The organism is Enterobacter sp. E12, from assembly GCF_014596715.2.
GTDB lineage: Bacteria > Pseudomonadota > Gammaproteobacteria > Enterobacterales > Enterobacteriaceae > Enterobacter > Enterobacter bugandensis.
This window is the reverse complement of sequence record NZ_CP115601.1, coordinates 2,475,667-2,493,101: the sequence shown is the minus strand read 5'-3', so window position 1 is coordinate 2,493,101 and position 17,435 is coordinate 2,475,667. Positions and strand designations below refer to the sequence as shown.

The window sequence follows — 17,435 nt, the reverse complement described above, 5'->3', positions numbered from 1 at the left end:
TCTGTATGTTGTTTACTATAGTATTACGCTATAGATATGATATTACACAACTGTATCGTCAGAGCGCTACGTGAGAATGATTATGAGCCCCATCGAAACGGCGTTCATACGCTTTAGTATGACGTTATGAACACAATAACAGACACAATGAATCAGCGTATTAGCGCCAGAATTCGCCTCGAACGTGAATCACGCGGCTGGTCTCTTAGCGAGTTGGCCGAGCGGGCTGGCGTATCTCGCGCCATGATCCACAAGATAGAGCGCGGCGACAGCAGCCCGACGGCAACCTTGCTTGCCCGCCTGTCAGGCGCGTTTGGGATCAGCATGTCGACCCTGATTGCCAGAGCCGAGATGCAGGAGGGAAAACTCCTGCGCCTGGCGAACCAGCCCGTCTGGCGCGATCCGCAAACCCACTACCTTCGTCGCCACGTTTCTCCCCGTACCGATCTGCCTATTGACCTCGTTCAGATTGAGCTACCCGCGGGGAGCGACGTCCCGATGCCGGCGTCCTCCTACGCGCTCGCGCGTCAGCTGATCTGGCTGCAGTCCGGCGAGCTGGTATTTCAGGAGGGCGATACTCGCCACGAGATGAAGGCCGGAGACTGTCTGGAGCTGGGGCCGCCAAACGACTGCCGTTTTATCAACGAAACGAACGAAACCTGCATCTATCTTGTGGTCCGGCTTAACCAGTCTGCCTCGTAATGTTAAGGCGATAATGCCGATCGTGAGCCAGCTGTAATGACATTTGTACCAGAAGGAGAATCCGATGAATCAATCTGTTTCGCAAAACCGCCGCTGGGTGCTGGCCTCTCGCCCACAGGGCGCGCCGGTGGCGGAGAATTTTCGTCTGGAAGAGCAGCCCGTTCCTGCTCCTCAGGCGGGGCAGCTGCTGCTTCGCACCGTCTGGCTGTCGCTGGACCCTTACATGCGGGGCCGCATGAGCGATGCGCCATCCTATTCTCCGCCGGTTGAGATTGGTGCGGTGATGGTAGGGGGAACGGTTAGCCGCGTTGAGCAGTCAAACCACCCCGACTTTAAAGCGGGTGAATGGGTGCTGAGCTACAGCGGCTGGCAGGAGTACGCGCTTTCGGACGGCAGCGGCCTGGTCAAGCTGGGCGATAATCCCACCCATCCCTCCTGGGCGCTGGGCATTCTTGGGATGCCGGGCTTTACCGCCTATATGGGGTTGCTGGATATCGGACAACCGAAAGCGGGTGAAACGCTGGTGGTCGCCGCCGCGACGGGCCCGGTTGGGGCGACCGTCGGGCAGATCGGTAAAATTAAAGGCTGCCGCGTGGTCGGGGTAGCCGGTGGGGCAGAAAAATGCCGCCACGCCGTTGAGGTTCTTGGATTTGACGTGTGTCTCGATCACCACGCGGCGGATTTCGCTGAGCAGCTGAAACGCGCCTGCCCGAAAGGCATTGATGTCTACTTTGAAAACGTCGGCGGGAAAGTGTTTAACGCCGTGCTGCCGCTGCTGAATACCTCCGCGCGCGTGCCGGTGTGTGGCCTGGTGAGCGGCTACAATGCAACGGGCTTGCCTGAGGGGCCAGACCGTTTGCCGCTTCTGATGGGCACTATTCTGAAGAAACGCATCCGGATGCAGGGCTTTATCATTGCCCATGACTACGGCCACCGCATTCATGAGTTTCAGGAAGAGATGGGGCGCTGGGTGCAGGAGGGTAAAATTCACTATCGTGAACAGGTGACGGACGGGCTGGAAAACGCGCCTGAAGCGCTGATTGGCCTGCTGGAAGGAAAAAACTTCGGTAAAGTCGTGATTCGCGTCGCGGGTGACAATAAATAAAAGGCACTATGGCGGGGTTTCCCGCCATATTTATTTGTGAAGATACGATATATTGTCTTTAATTAACGGACATGGCTTTTCGCGCCATCATCCCGGATGAGCCCGAAACCGATAAAAAAAACACATTTTGCATTTTTTGCTGTTTTACGTACTTCCCACCACCAGGCATGACGATACAGGATATATCGGACCAGCGTCGTTTTATTAAAACTGGCGTTTAAAAATAGCATTAAGTTTTAGCTACAGGAATTGAACATGCTTGATTTGGATCACTTAGAAAAAGCCCAAAGGATCAGTCTTACCATGCAAGTTGAACTCAGTTTGAAAGGAGCGTTAATTACAGGCTCCCTTAAACCGGGTGCACGACTGATTACGAAAGAGATCGCCGATAAATTAGGAACCAGCATTACCCCAGTGCGCGAGGCGCTACTGCGTCTGGTGTCAGCGGGTGCATTACATGCCACGCCGGCACAGGCATTTCTGGTGCCGGAGGTGACGCTGGAGCGTTATAACGAAATCAACGCTATTCGCAAGCAACTTGAACCCATGGCGGTTGCCGCAGCCTGTCAGAATATGTCTGACCAAAAGATCGAGACGTTGCGCAAATTGTCGGAAGCGTTTCATGAGGCCATGCGTAACGGGAACGTTCAGCAGGCATTGCACGCAAATCGCATCTTCCGCTTTACGCTTTATCAGTACGCGGAAATGCCCACGCTGAATGCATTAATTGAACAGCTTTGGGTGCGCATCGGGCCTTGCATTAACTATCTACACCAGGAGCTTAATGACATTAAGGAAGCGACGTATCACTATGACGAACTGCTTTCAGCCCTGGAACGCCGGGATGTTGACGCCAGCCAGAAGGCGATAGAAAAATCGATTGATGAAGCGAATACGCTTTTACAGCGACAATATTTTAACTGAGAGATAATTTAACAGAGCGACTATATACCGCGTTTAATTATTTATCTGGTGAATAACTCCTGATGGCATTTTGCCATCAGGATCGTTATTTTCGGTATAAAATAAACTTTACTTATTTCTTACTCGAATCGATAAGAGACAGACAGCCCTACGCCGTAGTTACGGCCAGGCGCTGGCTCGTAATAACGCCCGTTGGATTCGTTGACAATAACCGAGCCAACGTACTCTTTGTCGAACAGGTTATCTACGCGGCCAAAGACGTCCATCCCCCAGTTGCCGTAGTTGAATTTATACCCGGTATTCAGCCCGACCACCGTGTACGATGGCGCTTTCGCCGTGTTCTCGTCGTCGGCCATGATATCGCTCATGTACCGCACGTCCGAGCCCGCGTACCAGCCTTCTTCAGGCTGCCAGCCAAATGACGCATAGCCCATATTGCGGGCAATGCCCGGCATACGGTTGCCGTTACAGTCCGCGTCGCCGCAGACGTTGGTCCGGTAGGTGGCATCAAGGTAGGTCCACGCCATTTTCAGCTTCCAGTTCTCAGCAAACTGCTGATCGAGAGACACTTCGACTCCCTGACGGCGGGTCTTTCCGGCATTTTTATAGCTTGTGCGGCCACCAGAGCTGGCATCCACCACGATCTCGTCATCCGTATCGGTGCGGAACAGCGCTGCCGTCAGCAGGCCATTGCCAATGCGGGTTTTGCTGCCCACCTCATACGTGTTGTTCGTGGAAGGCTGCAGGCCGATATTCAGGCCGCCCTGGTTATCGGCGCGATACGAAAGCTCGTTGATGGTTGGCGTTTCGAACCCACGCCCTGCGGCAGCGTAGAGGTTCCACGCGTCCGTCACCGCATACTTCACGGAGCCCGCCGGGAGCCACTTGTGATAGCTCGCGTCACCGCTGTCGTCGCCGTTGCCCGGAGTAACGTAATGGTCGTTAGAATCAAACCAGACCGAGCTATAACGCACGCCCGCATCCACGGACAGTTTCTGCGTCAGCTGCCAGCTGGTCTGCAGGTAAGGGTCAACGTTCCACATCAGGTTACGTTCGTTCCGGCGTTTATCACCCTTCACGCCGTAGTCCGGCACGCCGTTGTTCATCACAAAGTTCTCGTACCCGCGACGATCTTCACTCATGTTTTCATAGTTCAGACCGGTGGTGAAGGTGACCGGCACCAGCAGCTCGCCGCGGTGCGTCCAGCGGGTATCAACCCCCTGATAATGACGCTGCATATCGATCACGCCGCCGGAGTGAGAAGGCCTCAACTGCGGCTGGTAGGGAATCGACTGGTACTGGGTCATTTCACGCTCGCCGGCGTACATCATCACGCTGAGATCGTCCTGAGCGCTGAGCTGGCGGTCGTAGCGCAGCCCCGCCTGAGTCTGCTTGATGGTCTTGCGCGTGTTGTACTGATCGCCACGCGGGGACTGACGCGGGTTATCCTGCCACTCCTGATAGCTCAGCCCGCCCGGATCGTTTGCTTTCATGTCCACGCTGTTAAAAATCAGCGTCAGCTTGCTGGCATCGTCAATGCGTACGCCCAGTTTGGCATTAGCGAGATTCTTCCGCGCGCCGCTGTGGTCGCGGTAGCCTTTAGTGGTGAAGCGGGTGGTGGATACGGTGTAATCCACGTCCCCGGCATGGGTGCCATCGCCCATTGCGCCGGTGGCTTTCATGCCGTAGCGCCATGTCCCGTAACTGCCGTAATAGCTGCTTGCCTCGATGGTCGGCGGCTGCTGCCCGGTTTGCGTATTGATGTTAATCACGCCGCCAGAGGCATTGCCATACAGGGCGGAGAAGGGACCGCGCAGAACCTCAACGCTGTCAATGCTGGAGAGATCGATGTTGGAGGTCTGGCCCTGTCCGTCCGGCATGGTGGCTGGAATACCATCGACGTACATGCGAATGCCGCGCACGCCAAACGTTGAGCGGGCACCAAACCCGCGCATCGAAAGCTGGAGATCCTGAGCATAGTTCTGACGGTTCTGAATCTGTAGTCCCGGAACGCTGCCAAGCGATTCGGAGAGATTAATGCGCGGCGCGGCGTGGCGCATATCCTCGCCATTCACGACGCTGACCGCCGCCGGAGTATCAAGCTCTGATACGGTTTGCGGCGTGGCGCTGACGATCATGGTCTGTTCCTCTGCGCTCATCGCGCTTAGAGGCGCAAAAACAACGGGAACCAGCAGCAGCGGGAGAGATGCCTTACGGGCAGATATGATTTTCATGAGTAAAACCGGTTGTGATGTATAAACGAACCAAATGGAACATGTCCATACATGTTAAAGGTTTTGTAAATGTTTTGAAAACTATAACCGCACATTGCGTTAATGAAAGGCACCAGGGAAAAGAAAAACTCCACTTTTAACTTATTAATGATTACTATTCTCATCATCAAAACGGCAATGCCATGACGTTGCCAGCCGGAAGCGATGTCAGCAGTACCCCCAATTTTCAAAAAAGGAATTGTTATGTCTTTACGCCATCTGTGCTCGCCACGCCTGAGTACGTCTCTGCTGTCTGCCGCTTTACTGTTTGCCGGAACCTTCCAGGCGCATGCCGCCGAAGAGATGCTGCGTAAAGCGGTGGGTAAAGGTGCCTATGAAATGGCGGTCAGCCAGCAGGAGAACGCGCTGTGGGTTGCGACGTCGCAAAGCCGTAAACTCGACAAGGGTGGCGTTATCTATCGCCTCGATCCTGCTACGCTGGAGGTGACGCAGACCATTCATAGCGATCTCAAACCGTTTGGCGCCACCCTCGACGGCGCGACGCAAACCCTGTGGCTGGGTAATACGATCAACGGCGCAGTGACGGCCATTGATGCAAAAACGGGCGACGTGAAAGGGCGACTGGTGCTTGATAGCCGCCAGCGCAGTGAAACCGTCAAGCCGCTGCAGCCGCGCCAGCTGGTGGCGGATGATGCGAGCAACACGATTTACGTCACCGGTGTCGGCAAAGAGAGCGTGATTTGGGTCGTGGATGGCGCAACGCTGAAGCTGAAAGAGACCATTGCCAACACCGGCACATACAGCACCGGTCTGGCGCTGGATGCAAAGGCAAAACGCCTGTACACCACCAATGCAGACGGTGAGCTGGTCACCATTGATACCGCCACCAACAAAATCCTGAGCCGCAAAAAAGTGCAGGACGACGGAAAAGAGCACTTCTATCTGAACCTGAGCCTGGACACCGCCGGTCAGCGCGCGTTCCTGACCGATTCAAAACAGCCGGAAGTGCTGGCGGTGAGCCTGAAAGACGGCAGCGTGATCGAGAAAATCGCCGCGCCTGAATCCCTGGCCGTTCTGTTTAACCCGGCTCGTAATGAAGCCTACGTGACGCACCGTGATGCCGGCAAAGTGAGCGTGATTGACGCGAAGACCTACAAAGTGACGAAAACGTTCGATACGCCGGTCTACCCGAACAGCCTGGCGCTCTCCGCGGATGGCAAAACGCTTTACGTGACGGTGAAACAGAAATCTACCCGCCAGCAGGAAGCGACCCAGCCTGACGATGTGATTCGTATCGCGCTGTAATATAAAAAAAGGGAAGGCATATGCCTTCCCTTTTAAATGCCTGTGTGATGCTTAACGCGAGGTCTCTTCCACCAGCGGTGCGTCGTGTTTTTCATCGTCTGGATGAACCGGCGCGGTGCTGTGAATTTCGTGAACGCGCTTACGCACGCCGAACCAGCCAGCGATCAGCAGCACGGCCAGCAGCGGGATGGTGGCGATGGTATAGGTGCCGTTCGGGTAGTCGAACGCCATCAGCACCAGCACGCTGAACAGGAAGAGCAGGGTGAGCCAGGAGGTCACCGGCGCGCCCGGCAGCTTGAAGCTGATATCTGCGGCTTTGCCTTCTTTAATGGCTTTACGCAGACGCATCTGGCAGACCACGATAAAGGCCCAGGAAGCGATAATGCCGAGTGCGGCCACGTTCAGAACGATCTCAAAGACCTGAGACGGCACCAGATAGTTCAGGAATACGCCGAAGACATACACCACCAGCGTGGCCAGAATGCCCGCGTAAGGCACGTGCTGCTTGCTCATCTTCGACATGAACTTCGGCGCTGAACCGCCCATCGACATGGAGCGCAGGATACGCCCGGTAGAGTAAAGACCGGAGTTCAGGCTGGAGAGCGCCGCCGTCAGCACCACGATGTTCATGATGCTGCCCACGTAAGGCACGCCGAGCTTCGAGAAGAAGGTGACGAACGGGCTCTGGCCGGCCTGATAGGCGTTCCACGGCAGCAACAGAACCAGCAGCACCACGGAGCCGACGTAGAACAGACCGATACGCCAGATCACGCTGTTAATCGCTTTTGGCACCATCGTTTGCGGGTCTTTACATTCGCCCGCAGCGGTACCGACCAGCTCAATAGAGGCAAAGGCAAACACCACGCCCTGCACCAGCACCAGCGCAGGTAGCAGACCGTGCGGGAAGAAACCGCCGTTATCGGTTATCAGGTGGAAGCCGGTAGCATTGCCATCGAGCGGCTTGCCGCTGCCGAGGAATACGGTACCGACCACCAGGAAAATCACAATAGCGAGCACTTTGACCAGCGCAAACCAGAACTCCATCTCGGCGAACCACTTCACGCCGATCATGTTCATGGTGCCGACGATCGCCAGCGCGCCAAGGGCAAAGACCCACTGCGGCACATCACCGAACGCGCCCCAGTAGTGCATATACAGCGCAACAGCGGTGATATCGACGATACCGGTCATCGCCCAGTTGACGAAGTACATCCAGCCTGCCACGTAGGCGGCTTTTTCACCGAGGAATTCTCGGGCGTAAGAGACGAAGCTTCCGCTGGAAGGGCGATGCAGTACCAGTTCACCCAGCGCGCGAAGAATGAAGAAAGAGAAGATCCCGCACACCAGATAGACCAGGGCGAGAGCCGGGCCCGCCATCTGCAGACGCGCGCCAGCACCTAAAAACAGACCCGTTCCGATAGCGCCGCCGATGGCGATCATTTGAACCTGACGGTTGCCCATCGCTTTGTGGTAGCCCTCTTCGTGGGAGTTCAACCAGCGACGTTTCGCAGCGTGATGATCGGCTGCGCTTTTATTGCTTGTTTTCATTGAGTTACCTGTTTGCCTGTCTGAACCATTATCGTGATAGTCCTGCCTGGCAGAGCGCAATACAAACGATTGCTTCTGCGCAAACACATGCCGCCTTCCCAGTCATTCTGCGTATGGATAAGGCGAAACATGGCGAGGCATCCTACCTGCAATTGATAAGCGACGCAAAATATAACCGTGCCGAAAGTGATGCAGGTCGAAGGAAATCGTGTGGTCAGAGCAGACAAGGTTTACAACGCGCTGAATCGTGGTGCTTTTTTAGTCAAAACAATTATTGAAGTGCTGCTTTAATCATCAGAATATCTTAATAATTGCAGAGGGGGAGGGCGTCAGGCTGCTGCGCTTCACTGGCGTTTCATTAACAAAACTAAAACGCTATGATGCAATCCGTTTTCTTCAGCATGTCCAGGCGGAACGGTGAAAATCAATATTGTTGGTACCAGCGGGAGCGGAAAAAGTACGCTTGCCCGACGCATCGCGGCGGAACTGGCGCTTCCCTACATTGAGATGGACAGGCTTTACTGGCGGCCCGACTGGCAGGGAACGCCCGATGAGGAATTACTTGCAACGCTGGCGAACACCCTTGACGCCACGCCTGGCTGGGTGCTCGACGGTAACTACAACCGCACGCGCCCGGTGAAGTGGCGTGATGTGGATATGGTCGTGTGGGTCGATTGCGGGTTCACCCGCACGCTCCGGCAGGCGGTCACGCGTGCATTCAAACGCGCATGGCACCGGCAGGAGCTGTGGCCCGGCACAGGAAACCGTGAAAGCTTCCGCCGCTCATTTTTCAGCCGGGAGTCAATCATTATCTGGACAATCAAAACCTGGCGCAGTAACCGCGAGCGCTATGAAGCAGATATGCAAAATCCGCAGTATGCCCATATTCAGTTTGTCCGCATTACCTCCCGGCCGCAGGCCGACGCGCTGATTTCAACGCTAAAATCACACCGTTAGCAGGGCTATGCTTTTCTGATTTCCGGCAAACCAAATGTAAATTAATTGTTTCTCAGTGGTGAAATACGCCTTTAATAATGTCGACATGTTAAGTCAAACGAGAACGCAACATGTCATGGCGAATCAGCATTCTGGATAAAAGCCCCATCGCTGAAAATGAAACGGCTGCCGATGCGCTGGCGCGGACGTTAGCGCTGGCGCAACAGGCGGAAAATCTGGGCTATCACCGCTTCTGGATTGCCGAACACCACAACACACCACAGCTCGCCAGCCCCTCGCCGGAACTGCTGATTGCCTGGATCCTCGGGCAAACGAAACGCATCCGTGTGGGCTCTGGCGGCGTCATGCTTCAACACTACAGCCCCTATAAAGTCGCTGAAAACTTTAACGTTCTGGCCGCGCTGGCGCCGGGTCGCGTGGATCTGGGCGTCGGGAAAGCCCCCGGCGGTTTACCGCTCTCAACCCGCGCGCTTCAGCAGGGCCTGAATCAGCAGGAAAAGGGCAGCTTTGCCGAACAGCTGACGCAGCTCGATCGCTGGATCCGTCCTGAAAACCAGTCGGCGGAAGAGGCCGTTCGTGCCACGCCGTTGCCGCCGGTCCCTGCACAAGGTTTCCTGCTGGGGGCCAGCCCCGAAAGCGCGCTGCTCGCCGCATCGCTCGACTGGCACTTCGTCTTTGCCGCACACCTGAACGGCGATCCGGAGCTGCTGCGCGAGGTGGTATCGATCTGGCGGAAGAACAGCGCGCGGGAGGTGATTGTGGCGGTGCAGGCGGTTGTCGCGCCGACCCAGGCCGAAGCAGACGCGCTGGCGCAGAAGGTCGAAGTGTGGGGCGTTGAGCTGGCAAACGGGCAGCGTGTCACCGTGGCCAGCGAAGAACAGGCGTACGCGTTTGCACGCCAGGCGGGCAGTGAGCCGGTGCGCATTGCACGTCGGGCGCAGTCGCTGCTGGCGGGCACCGCTGAGTCGGTAGTGGATCAGCTCAACGCGCTGCACCAGCAGTGGGGCATTGACGAATTTATCATCGACACGCCGGTCGCGGAGGGGGCAACGCGCGTCGCGTCTCTGCGTCTGCTGGCCGAGGCGCGTCTTAACAGGGAGGTCACCGTATGAGCTTCGGCGAACAACTGATTGCCTGGCGTCGTGAGCTGCACCGGAACCCGGAGCTGTCCGGCCAGGAAGTGGAGACCACCGCGCGCCTGCGCCAGTGGCTGACGAATGCCGGTATTCCCCCACAGCCTTACGATCTGCCGACCGGGCTGGTGGCGGAAATCGGAACCGGTAGCAAGCTGATTGCGCTGCGGGCAGACATTGATGCCCTGCCAATTGAGGAGCGCAGCGGCGTGCCGTTTAGCTCGCAGCATGCAGGGGTGATGCACGCCTGCGGACACGATATCCACACCAGCGTGATCCTCGGCGCCGCGTTAAAGCTCAAAGAGCGGGAAGCCTCGCTTAACGGCCGGGTGCGTATCCTGTTTCAACCTGCCGAAGAGAACTTTGGCGGTGCGAAGAGTATGGTGCGTGCCGGTGCCCTGCGTGACGTCAGCGCCATTTTCGGCATGCACAACGAGCCCGGCCTGCCGGTCGGTGAGTTCGCCACCCGCGGCGGGCCGTTTTACGCCAACGTCGACCGCTTCGTGATCCGCATTACCGGTAAGGGCGCGCACGCCGCACGTCCTCACGAAGGCAACGACGCCATTGTGCTGGCGAGCCAGCTGGTGACGGCGCTGCAAAGCGTCGCCAGCCGCAACGTCAACACGCTGGATTCGGTGGTGCTGAGCGTCACCCGCATCGCAGGCGGCAACACCTGGAACGTGCTGCCGGAAAGCGTCGAGCTGGAAGGCACGCTGCGTACCCATCGCACGGAAGTGCAGCAGAACGTGAAGGCCCGCGTGGGTGAAATTGCCGCCGGGTTTGCCAGCGCCTTCAGCGCGCAGATCGACATCACCTGGTATGCCGGGCCCACTGCGCTGGTGAACGACGAGCGCTGGGCCGACTTCGCCACCTCCGTTGCCAGAGAGGCCGGTTATGAAACCCGGCACGCGGAACTGCATATGGGCGGGGAAGATTTTGCGGTCTACCTGCAGTCTGTTCCCGGCGCGTTTGTCAGCATCGGCAGCAACAGCCCGTATGGTTTACACCACCCGGCGTTTAATCCTGACGAAGCCCTGATCGAGCCCGCAGCCCGCTATTTTGCACAGCTGGCGGAAAAAGCCCTGCAACACGTTTAATTTTGGAGAGGTAAATATGTCTGCACATCGTCAACTGCGGCTTGGGACTATTTTGCATGGTGCATCGGGCAATATGTCCGCCTGGCGTCATCCGGCGGCGATCGCGGATGCCAGCATTAATTTTGAATTTGTAAAAGAGACGGCGTTAAAAGCGGAGGAGGGCAAACTCGATTTTTTATTCGTTGCCGACGGTCTTTATATAAATGAGAAATCCATTCCGCATTTTTTAAACCGCTTTGAGCCGTTAACGGTATTATCCGCGCTGGCAAGCATCACCACGCGTCTGGGGCTGGTGGGAACGTTATCCACCTCCTACAGCGAACCCTTTACCACGGCGCGCCAGTTCGCCAGCCTCGATCATCTGAGCAACGGACGTGCGGGCTGGAACGTGGTGACTTCGCCGCTGGAAGGGTCGGCAAAGAACTTCTCTCGCGAAAAACACCCCGAGCATGCGCTGCGCTATCGTATTGCGGATGAGTATCTCGACGTGGTGAAAGGGCTGTGGGACTCCTGGGAAGGCGACGCGTTTATCCGCAACAAAGAGAGCGGTCAGTTTTTTGACCCGGCCAGGCTGCATACGCTCGATCACCACGGTGACTTCTTCCAGGTCGCCGGTCCGCTGAATATTGGTCGCACCCCGCAAGGGCGTCCGATTGTTTTTCAGGCGGGCGCGTCGGACGACGGGAAAAAGCTGGCGGCAAAACATGCCGACGCCATTTTCACTCATCACGAAACGCTCGACGAGGCAAAAGCGTTTTACCGCGACGTGAAGCAGCAGCTGGAAACAAACGGCCGCCGCGCGTCAGATTTACATATCTTCCAGGGCATCAGCGTGATTGTCGGTAAAGACGCCGATGACGTGGAAAACCAGTATCAAACCACGGCGGCGCTGGTGTCGGTTACCGATGCCCTCAATTACCTCGGGCGTTATTTTGAACATCACGATTTCAGCCAGTATCCGCTCGACGAGCCGTTCCCGGATATCGGTGACTTAGGCAAAAACAGCTTCCGCAGCACCACCGATGAAATTAAGCGAAATGCCCGCGAGCGCAACTTAACCCTGCGCCAGGTGGCGCTTGAGGCCGCATCGCCGCGCCCGCGCTTTTCCGGCACGCCGGAGGAGGTCGCCGACGGTCTGCAGGCCTGGTTTGAAGGCTATGCCGCAGACGGCTTCATCATCCAGGGCGGTACGCCGGATACCTTTCCGCGCTTCGTTGACCAGGTGGTGCCCGTTTTACAGGCCCGCGGCCTGTTCCGCACCGACTACCCGGGAACAACGCTGCGCGAAAGCCTTGGCTTAGACCAACCGAAAAACCAGTTCACACAACAATAAAAGAGAACTCCGCTATGCAAAAAACATCGCTTATTCTGGCGCTCGCGCTGGCCTTTACCCCTGCCGTCTGGGCAGAGAATGTGAACATTAACGGCACCGGCGTGAGCATCGAGGCCAATAAAACGCCGATCAATACCGCCAAAAACAGCGATGCAGTGGCGCAGTTGCCGAAAGATTATCGCTTCGCCGTGCCGGGGAAATTTACCGTGGCGGTAGCGGGCCTCAATCAACCGCCGCTGACGGTATTTTCCGACGACAACAAAACGCTGCTCGGGAGTGAAGTTGACGTCGCTCGTCTGGTGGCCGACAGCCTCGGACTTGAGTTGAACGTGGTGCCAACGTCGTGGGAAGACTGGCCGCTGGGCGTGGCGTCCGGGAAATACGATGCCGCCATCAGCAACATTACCGTTACCAAAGCGCGCAAAGAGAAGTTTGATTTCGCCACCTACCGTAAGGACTCCCTCGGTTTCTACGTGAAATCGACCAGCCCGATCGAATCGCTTCAGAAGGCTGAGGACATCGCCGGGCTGCGGATTATCGTTGGTTCCGGGACCAATCAGGAGGCCATCCTGCTGGCATGGAATGCTGAAAACCTGAAGAAGGGGCTGAAACCGTTTACCCCGATCTATACCAAAGACGATGCGGCGCAAACGCTGGCGCTCCAGTCCGGGCGCGCGGATGCCTACTTTGGCCCGAACGTGATTGGCGCATGGAAGGCGGCGCTGAACGGGAAAACCAAACTGGTGGGTAGCGTCGACGGCGGCTGGCCGAAGGCGGCGCACATTGCGGTGACGCTGAAGAAAGGCAGCGGGCTGGTTGAGCCGGTGCAAACCGCGCTGAACGGCGTCATCAAAAACGGCGATTACGACAAAGTGCTGAACCGCTGGGGGGAAGGCGTTGAGCGTATTCCGCAGTCAGAAGTGAATCCTGATGGCCTGGGTGATTAAGGAGGCGCTATGCGTGAACAATTTCGTGACGTTTCACCGGAAGATGCCGAACTTCAGCCCATTATCGAGGGGCTGTTCGGTGAATATGCCGCCCGCTACGGTGACTACTTCTCTAAAGACGCGGAAGTGGAACTCACCGAGTGGTATTTAGCGCCGCAGGGGCTGTTTATCGTTCTGGAGCGTGACGGAAAAATCATCGCCACCGGTGCGTACAAACCCTTCGACGAACGCACCGCGGAAATCAAGCGCATCTGGACGGACAAAACCCTGCGTCAGCAGGGGCTTGCCGGACGCGTAGTGCAGGAGCTGGAGCGCAGGGCGGTGCTGGCAGGTTACAGCCAGATCTACCTGACAACCGGTTTTCGCCAGCCGGAAGCGGTCAGGCTCTATCTCAGCCAGGGCTACCAGCCACAGTTTGATCTGAACCGGGATCCGGAAGAGTACAGCCAGCCGCCGTTTGACGGTCGGCTGCGCTTCACTAAAACGCTGGTACGCGAAGCGTTCAGTAAAACCGCATGAGGAACGACGATGAGCAACGTTCAAACCATTAAGGTGGTCCCGGCGCGTTATCCGCTGCGGACCGTCGGCGCCGCGGTGGCGCTGTTTGTGCTGGCGGTCGTGATCCAGTCCGTCGCTTTCAACCCGCGCTGGGAGTGGGCGGTGTTTGCCCGCTGGTTCTTCGACCCGGTGATCCTCGAAGGCGTCGGGCAGACCCTGCTGCTGACGCTGATCGGTACCGCGCTGAGCGTGGTGTTGGGCGGCATGCTGGCGCTGGCGAGACTCTCCTCGTCATGGCTGCTGAGCAGCCTGGCGTGGGGCTATATCTGGCTGTTTCGCTCGCTGCCGCTGATCGTGGTGCTGATCATTCTCTACAACTTTTCCTATCTCTACGACACGCTCTCCCTCGGCGTGCCGTTCACCGGCATCACCTGGGGCAGCTTTGAAACCATCAACGTGCTGGGGCAGTTCTCTACCGCCGTGGTGGGGCTAACGCTGGTGCAGAGCGCCTATACCGCCGAGATCATTCGCGGTGGATTCCTCGGCGTCGATCACGGACAGTATGAGGCCGCCGCCGCGCTCGGCCTGCCGGCCTGGCGCCGCACGGTGCGCATCATTTTGCCTCAGGCGTTGCGCACCATTCTGCCGTCGGGGTTCAATGAAATTATCAGCCTCGCCAAGGGCACGGCGATGGTGTACGTCCTGGCGATGCCGGAGCTGTTCTATACTATTCAGATGATCTACAACCGTACCCAGGAGGTGATCCCGCTGCTGATGGTCGGCGCCGCCTGGTACCTGGTGATTACCACCGTCTTGTCCGCTATTCAGTACGGTGTTGAACGCGCACTCGCCCGCAGCGAACGCCGCTCTGCGGTTAATCAGAACCGTGCCGCCCGTCGAACCCGTTCCGTCACCACCACGCCAGCACAGGAGCCTATCCATGCAAGCCTCTCCTGAAGGACATATCTCGATTACCGGCGTCAGCAAGTATTTTGGTCGCCATAAGGCGCTCGACAACGTTTCGCTTGAGATCCCGCCCGGTTCCGTGACGGTCATTCTCGGGCCCTCAGGCTCGGGCAAATCGACGCTGCTGCGCACCATTAACCACCTGGAGCGCGTCGACGAAGGCTTTATTCAGATCGACGGGGACTACATTGGCTACCGTCGTCAGGGCGACAAGCTCTACGAGCTGAAGGAGAAAGAGATCCTCAAGCAGCGCGTCAACGTGGGCTATGTGTTTCAGAACTTCAATCTCTTTCCTCACCTCACGGTGCTGGAAAACCTGATTGAGGCGCCCATCGCGCATAAGAAGCTCAGCAAAAAAGAGGCGGTGGAAAGGGCATACAGCCTGCTGGACGTGGTTGGGCTGCGGGATAAGGCCGACGCCTGGTCTCGCCATCTCTCCGGCGGGCAGCAGCAGCGCATTGCGATTGCCCGCGCGCTGGCGTTACGTCCCCGCGTGATGCTGTTTGATGAACCTACCTCGGCGCTGGATCCGGAGCTGGTGGGAGAGGTGCTGGACGTGATCAAAAAACTGGCCCGGTCCGGCACTACGCTGGTGGTGGTCACCCACGAGATCGGCTTTGCCCGCGAGGTGGCGGATCAGGTGGTGTTTATGGTCGACGGGAAAATCGTGGAGCAGGGCAGCAGCGACGCGGTATTGAACCGTCCGTCGCACGCGCGAACGCGCCAGTTCCTGTCAAAAGTGCTGTAAGGAGCGCAGATGAAATACGGACTTCTGGCGGGGCTGGTCTTCACAACGGCAAGCCACGCCAGCATCGATCTGAAAGCCAACGAGCAGCCGCTGCCGGTGACGGTGGATCGACAGGCCGTAGCGAAGATCCCCGCCGGTTATAAATTCGTTGAACCGGGTACGCTGACGGTCGCCGTCTCGATGCTGAACTCCCCGCCGCTGGCGCTGCTGGCCAGCGATAACCGCACGCGGATTGGCAGCGACCCGGATATCTCCCGCCTGCTGGCGGGCAGCCTGGGGCTGAAGCTAAAGCTGGTGCCAACGGCGTGGGAAGACTGGCCGCTGGGCATCGCTTCCGGGCGCTACGACGTGGCGCTGGTGAACATTGCGGTGACCGAACAGCGTAAAGAGAAGTTTGATTTTGCGACCTACCGCGTCGATTCGTTGGCGTTTTCGGTGAAGTCCACCAGCGAGATTCAATCAATCAAAAGCGCGGAAGATCTGGCCGGAAAAAAGGTGATTGTCGGCTCGGGCACCAATCAGGAGCGCATCCTGCTGGGCTGGAACGAAGAGAATAAAAAGGCGGGGCGAGCGCCTGCGCTGCCGGTCTATCTCCACGACGATGCCTCGGGCAATCTCTATATCCAGTCCGGCAGGGCGGACGTGTTCTTTGGCCCTCAGTCGGTTTCAGCTTACAAAGCGGCGCTCACCGGCAAAACCCGCGTGGTCGGTTTAGGTCCGAAAAAAGCTTATGTCGCCACCACGACCAAAAAAGGCAATGGGCTGGTGTACGCGCTGCAGGCCGCGCTGAACGGGGCGATTGAGCGCGGAGAGTACCAGAAAGTGCTGGCGCGCTGGGGGGAGCAGGGCGAAACGGTGGCGCAATCGGAGGTCAACCCGCCTGGGATAACCTACTAATGGTGCTCTACACTTAGGATTTTCACTCCTGAGGGGGCAACATGATGAAACTCTATGGCGTACCCGGCTGGGGCCCGGCAATCAGTGAAGTGATGCTGACCCTGGCTGATATCCCTTATCAATTTGTGAACGTTGACGGGTTTGACCAGCCCGGCCCGCAGCGTGAACTGCTGCAAAAACTCAACCCGCTGTGCCAGGTGCCCACGCTGGAGCTGGAAAATGGCGCCATCATGACCGAAACGGCGGCGATTGCCCTCATGGTGCTCGACCGTTGTCCCGATCTCGCCCCGCCCGTGGGGCAGGCCGAGCGTCAGCAGTTTCAGCGTCTGCTTATCTGGTTCGTGGCGAACGTCTATCCCACCTTTACCTATGCCGATTATCCCGAACGCTGGGTGCCTGATGCGCCGGAACAGCTGCAGAAAAACTGCATTGAGTACCGGAAATCCCTCTATCTGTGGTTTGAAAATCAGCTTAAGGCCGCGCCGTTTGCGCTGGGTGAACGGCTGACGCTGCTGGATGTGTATATTGCGGTGGCGCGCACCTGGGGGCCTCGCCATGAGTGGTTTGCGACAAATACGCCGAAGCTTACGGCGATTGCGGATACCGTGTGTCAGCTGCCGGAACTGCACAAGGTGTTAAAGGCAAACAACATTATCTGATAACGTGGAATGCTCACACATAACAGGAAGCCTGCATATGCCACACGTAGACATCAAATGTTTTCCCCGCGATCTTAACGACGAGCAAAAAACCGCGCTGGCGGCAGATATCGCCGAGGTGATAATTCGCCATTTCAACAGCAAAGACGGTTCAGTATCGGTGGCATTGAACCAGGTAAACCCGGAAGACTGGAAGGCACAGGTCTGGGATACCGAAATCGGACCGAAGCTGGACGAGTTGATTAAAAAGCCCGGGTATTCAATGTAATCATTCGCCGGGTGAGGTCATCGTCTTACCCGGTTTCTCCTGCCGCTTACGCCTTCTTTTCGCAAAAAACGATAAAAATAAGTTTTATCTGATCCGTTATACTTAACGTTCACG

15 protein-coding genes and 1 pseudogene are annotated in these 17,435 nt (G+C 57.2%); 14 read left to right on the top strand and 2 right to left on the bottom strand.

The genetic code is table 11. From position 1 onward, the window contains the following. Positions 1-126: 126 nt before the first annotated feature. From IB212_RS11845 to IB212_RS11835, 3 genes are all read left to right on the top strand, one after another. Positions 127-702, top strand: coding sequence for an XRE family transcriptional regulator (locus IB212_RS11845; RefSeq protein WP_028013292.1), 576 nt, complete (start codon positions 127-129; stop codon positions 700-702). 64 nt (positions 703-766) lie between these two features. After that, positions 767-1,807 carry an NADP-dependent oxidoreductase gene (locus IB212_RS11840; protein WP_188245593.1) on the top strand — a complete coding sequence of 347 codons (1,041 nt, stop codon included), beginning with the start codon at positions 767-769 and terminating at the stop codon, positions 1,805-1,807. A gap of 255 nt (positions 1,808-2,062) precedes the next feature. Next, positions 2,063-2,731, top strand: coding sequence for a GntR family transcriptional regulator (locus tag IB212_RS11835; RefSeq protein ID WP_041909789.1), 669 nt, complete (start codon positions 2,063-2,065; stop codon positions 2,729-2,731). A 119-nt stretch (positions 2,732-2,850) separates the two neighbouring features. Here the strand turns inward: IB212_RS11835 and pqqU are convergent, their stop codons facing one another. Then, a complete protein-coding gene (gene pqqU / locus IB212_RS11830) occupies positions 2,851-4,965 on the bottom strand; it encodes a TonB-dependent receptor PqqU (protein ID WP_041909791.1) in 2,115 nt (704 codons plus the stop codon). A gap of 243 nt (positions 4,966-5,208) precedes the next feature. On the opposite strand from pqqU, the gene IB212_RS11825 reads away from it, so the two are divergent. Continuing rightward, the gene (locus IB212_RS11825; protein WP_041909793.1) at positions 5,209-6,270 is read left to right on the top strand and encodes a YncE family protein; all 1,062 of its coding nucleotides are present in this window, start codon (positions 5,209-5,211) and stop codon (positions 6,268-6,270) included. 51 nt (positions 6,271-6,321) lie between these two features. On the opposite strand, the gene ansP is transcribed toward IB212_RS11825, so the two are convergent. Then, entirely contained in the window at positions 6,322-7,818 is a 1,497-nt protein-coding gene (gene ansP, locus IB212_RS11820; protein ID WP_028013287.1) for an L-asparagine permease, read from the bottom strand. A gap of 417 nt (positions 7,819-8,235) precedes the next feature. Here ansP and IB212_RS11815 point away from each other — a divergent pair, with 417 nt between their 5' ends. From IB212_RS11815 to pptA, 10 genes and pseudogenes are all read left to right on the top strand, one after another. After that, positions 8,236-8,775, top strand: coding sequence for an AAA family ATPase (locus IB212_RS11815; RefSeq protein WP_041909795.1), 540 nt, complete (start codon positions 8,236-8,238; stop codon positions 8,773-8,775). 110 nt (positions 8,776-8,885) lie between these two features. Continuing rightward, entirely contained in the window at positions 8,886-9,887 is a 1,002-nt protein-coding gene (locus IB212_RS11810) for an MsnO8 family LLM class oxidoreductase (RefSeq protein WP_047365037.1), read from the top strand. After that, the gene (locus IB212_RS11805; RefSeq protein ID WP_028013282.1) at positions 9,884-11,005 is read left to right on the top strand and encodes an amidohydrolase; all 1,122 of its coding nucleotides are present in this window, start codon (positions 9,884-9,886) and stop codon (positions 11,003-11,005) included. Before IB212_RS11810 ends, IB212_RS11805 begins: the two co-directional genes overlap by 4 nt. Before the next feature lie 16 nt (positions 11,006-11,021). Further along, a pseudogene (locus IB212_RS11800) lies at positions 11,022-13,285 on the top strand (NtaA/DmoA family FMN-dependent monooxygenase). Between the two features lie 9 nt (positions 13,286-13,294). Beyond that, on the top strand, positions 13,295-13,804 hold the full coding sequence (locus IB212_RS11795; RefSeq protein WP_028013279.1) for a GNAT family N-acetyltransferase: 510 nt from the start codon (positions 13,295-13,297) through the stop codon (positions 13,802-13,804). Positions 13,805-13,813: 9 nt separating this feature from the next. Next, the gene (locus tag IB212_RS11790; protein WP_041909798.1) at positions 13,814-14,740 is read left to right on the top strand and encodes an amino acid ABC transporter permease; all 927 of its coding nucleotides are present in this window, start codon (positions 13,814-13,816) and stop codon (positions 14,738-14,740) included. Continuing rightward, positions 14,724-15,497, top strand: coding sequence for an amino acid ABC transporter ATP-binding protein (locus IB212_RS11785; RefSeq protein WP_023292311.1), 774 nt, complete (start codon positions 14,724-14,726; stop codon positions 15,495-15,497). Before IB212_RS11790 ends, IB212_RS11785 begins: the two co-directional genes overlap by 17 nt. Positions 15,498-15,506: 9 nt before the next feature. Continuing rightward, positions 15,507-16,394 carry an ABC transporter substrate-binding protein gene (locus tag IB212_RS11780; RefSeq protein ID WP_188245594.1) on the top strand — a complete coding sequence of 296 codons (888 nt, stop codon included), beginning with the start codon at positions 15,507-15,509 and terminating at the stop codon, positions 16,392-16,394. 41 nt (positions 16,395-16,435) lie between these two features. Further along, on the top strand, positions 16,436-17,053 hold the full coding sequence (locus IB212_RS11775) for a glutathione S-transferase family protein (protein ID WP_188245595.1): 618 nt from the start codon (positions 16,436-16,438) through the stop codon (positions 17,051-17,053). Positions 17,054-17,090: 37 nt separating this feature from the next. Beyond that, entirely contained in the window at positions 17,091-17,321 is a 231-nt protein-coding gene (gene pptA / locus IB212_RS11770) for a tautomerase PptA (RefSeq protein ID WP_028013275.1), read from the top strand. Positions 17,322-17,435 lie beyond the last annotated feature (114 nt).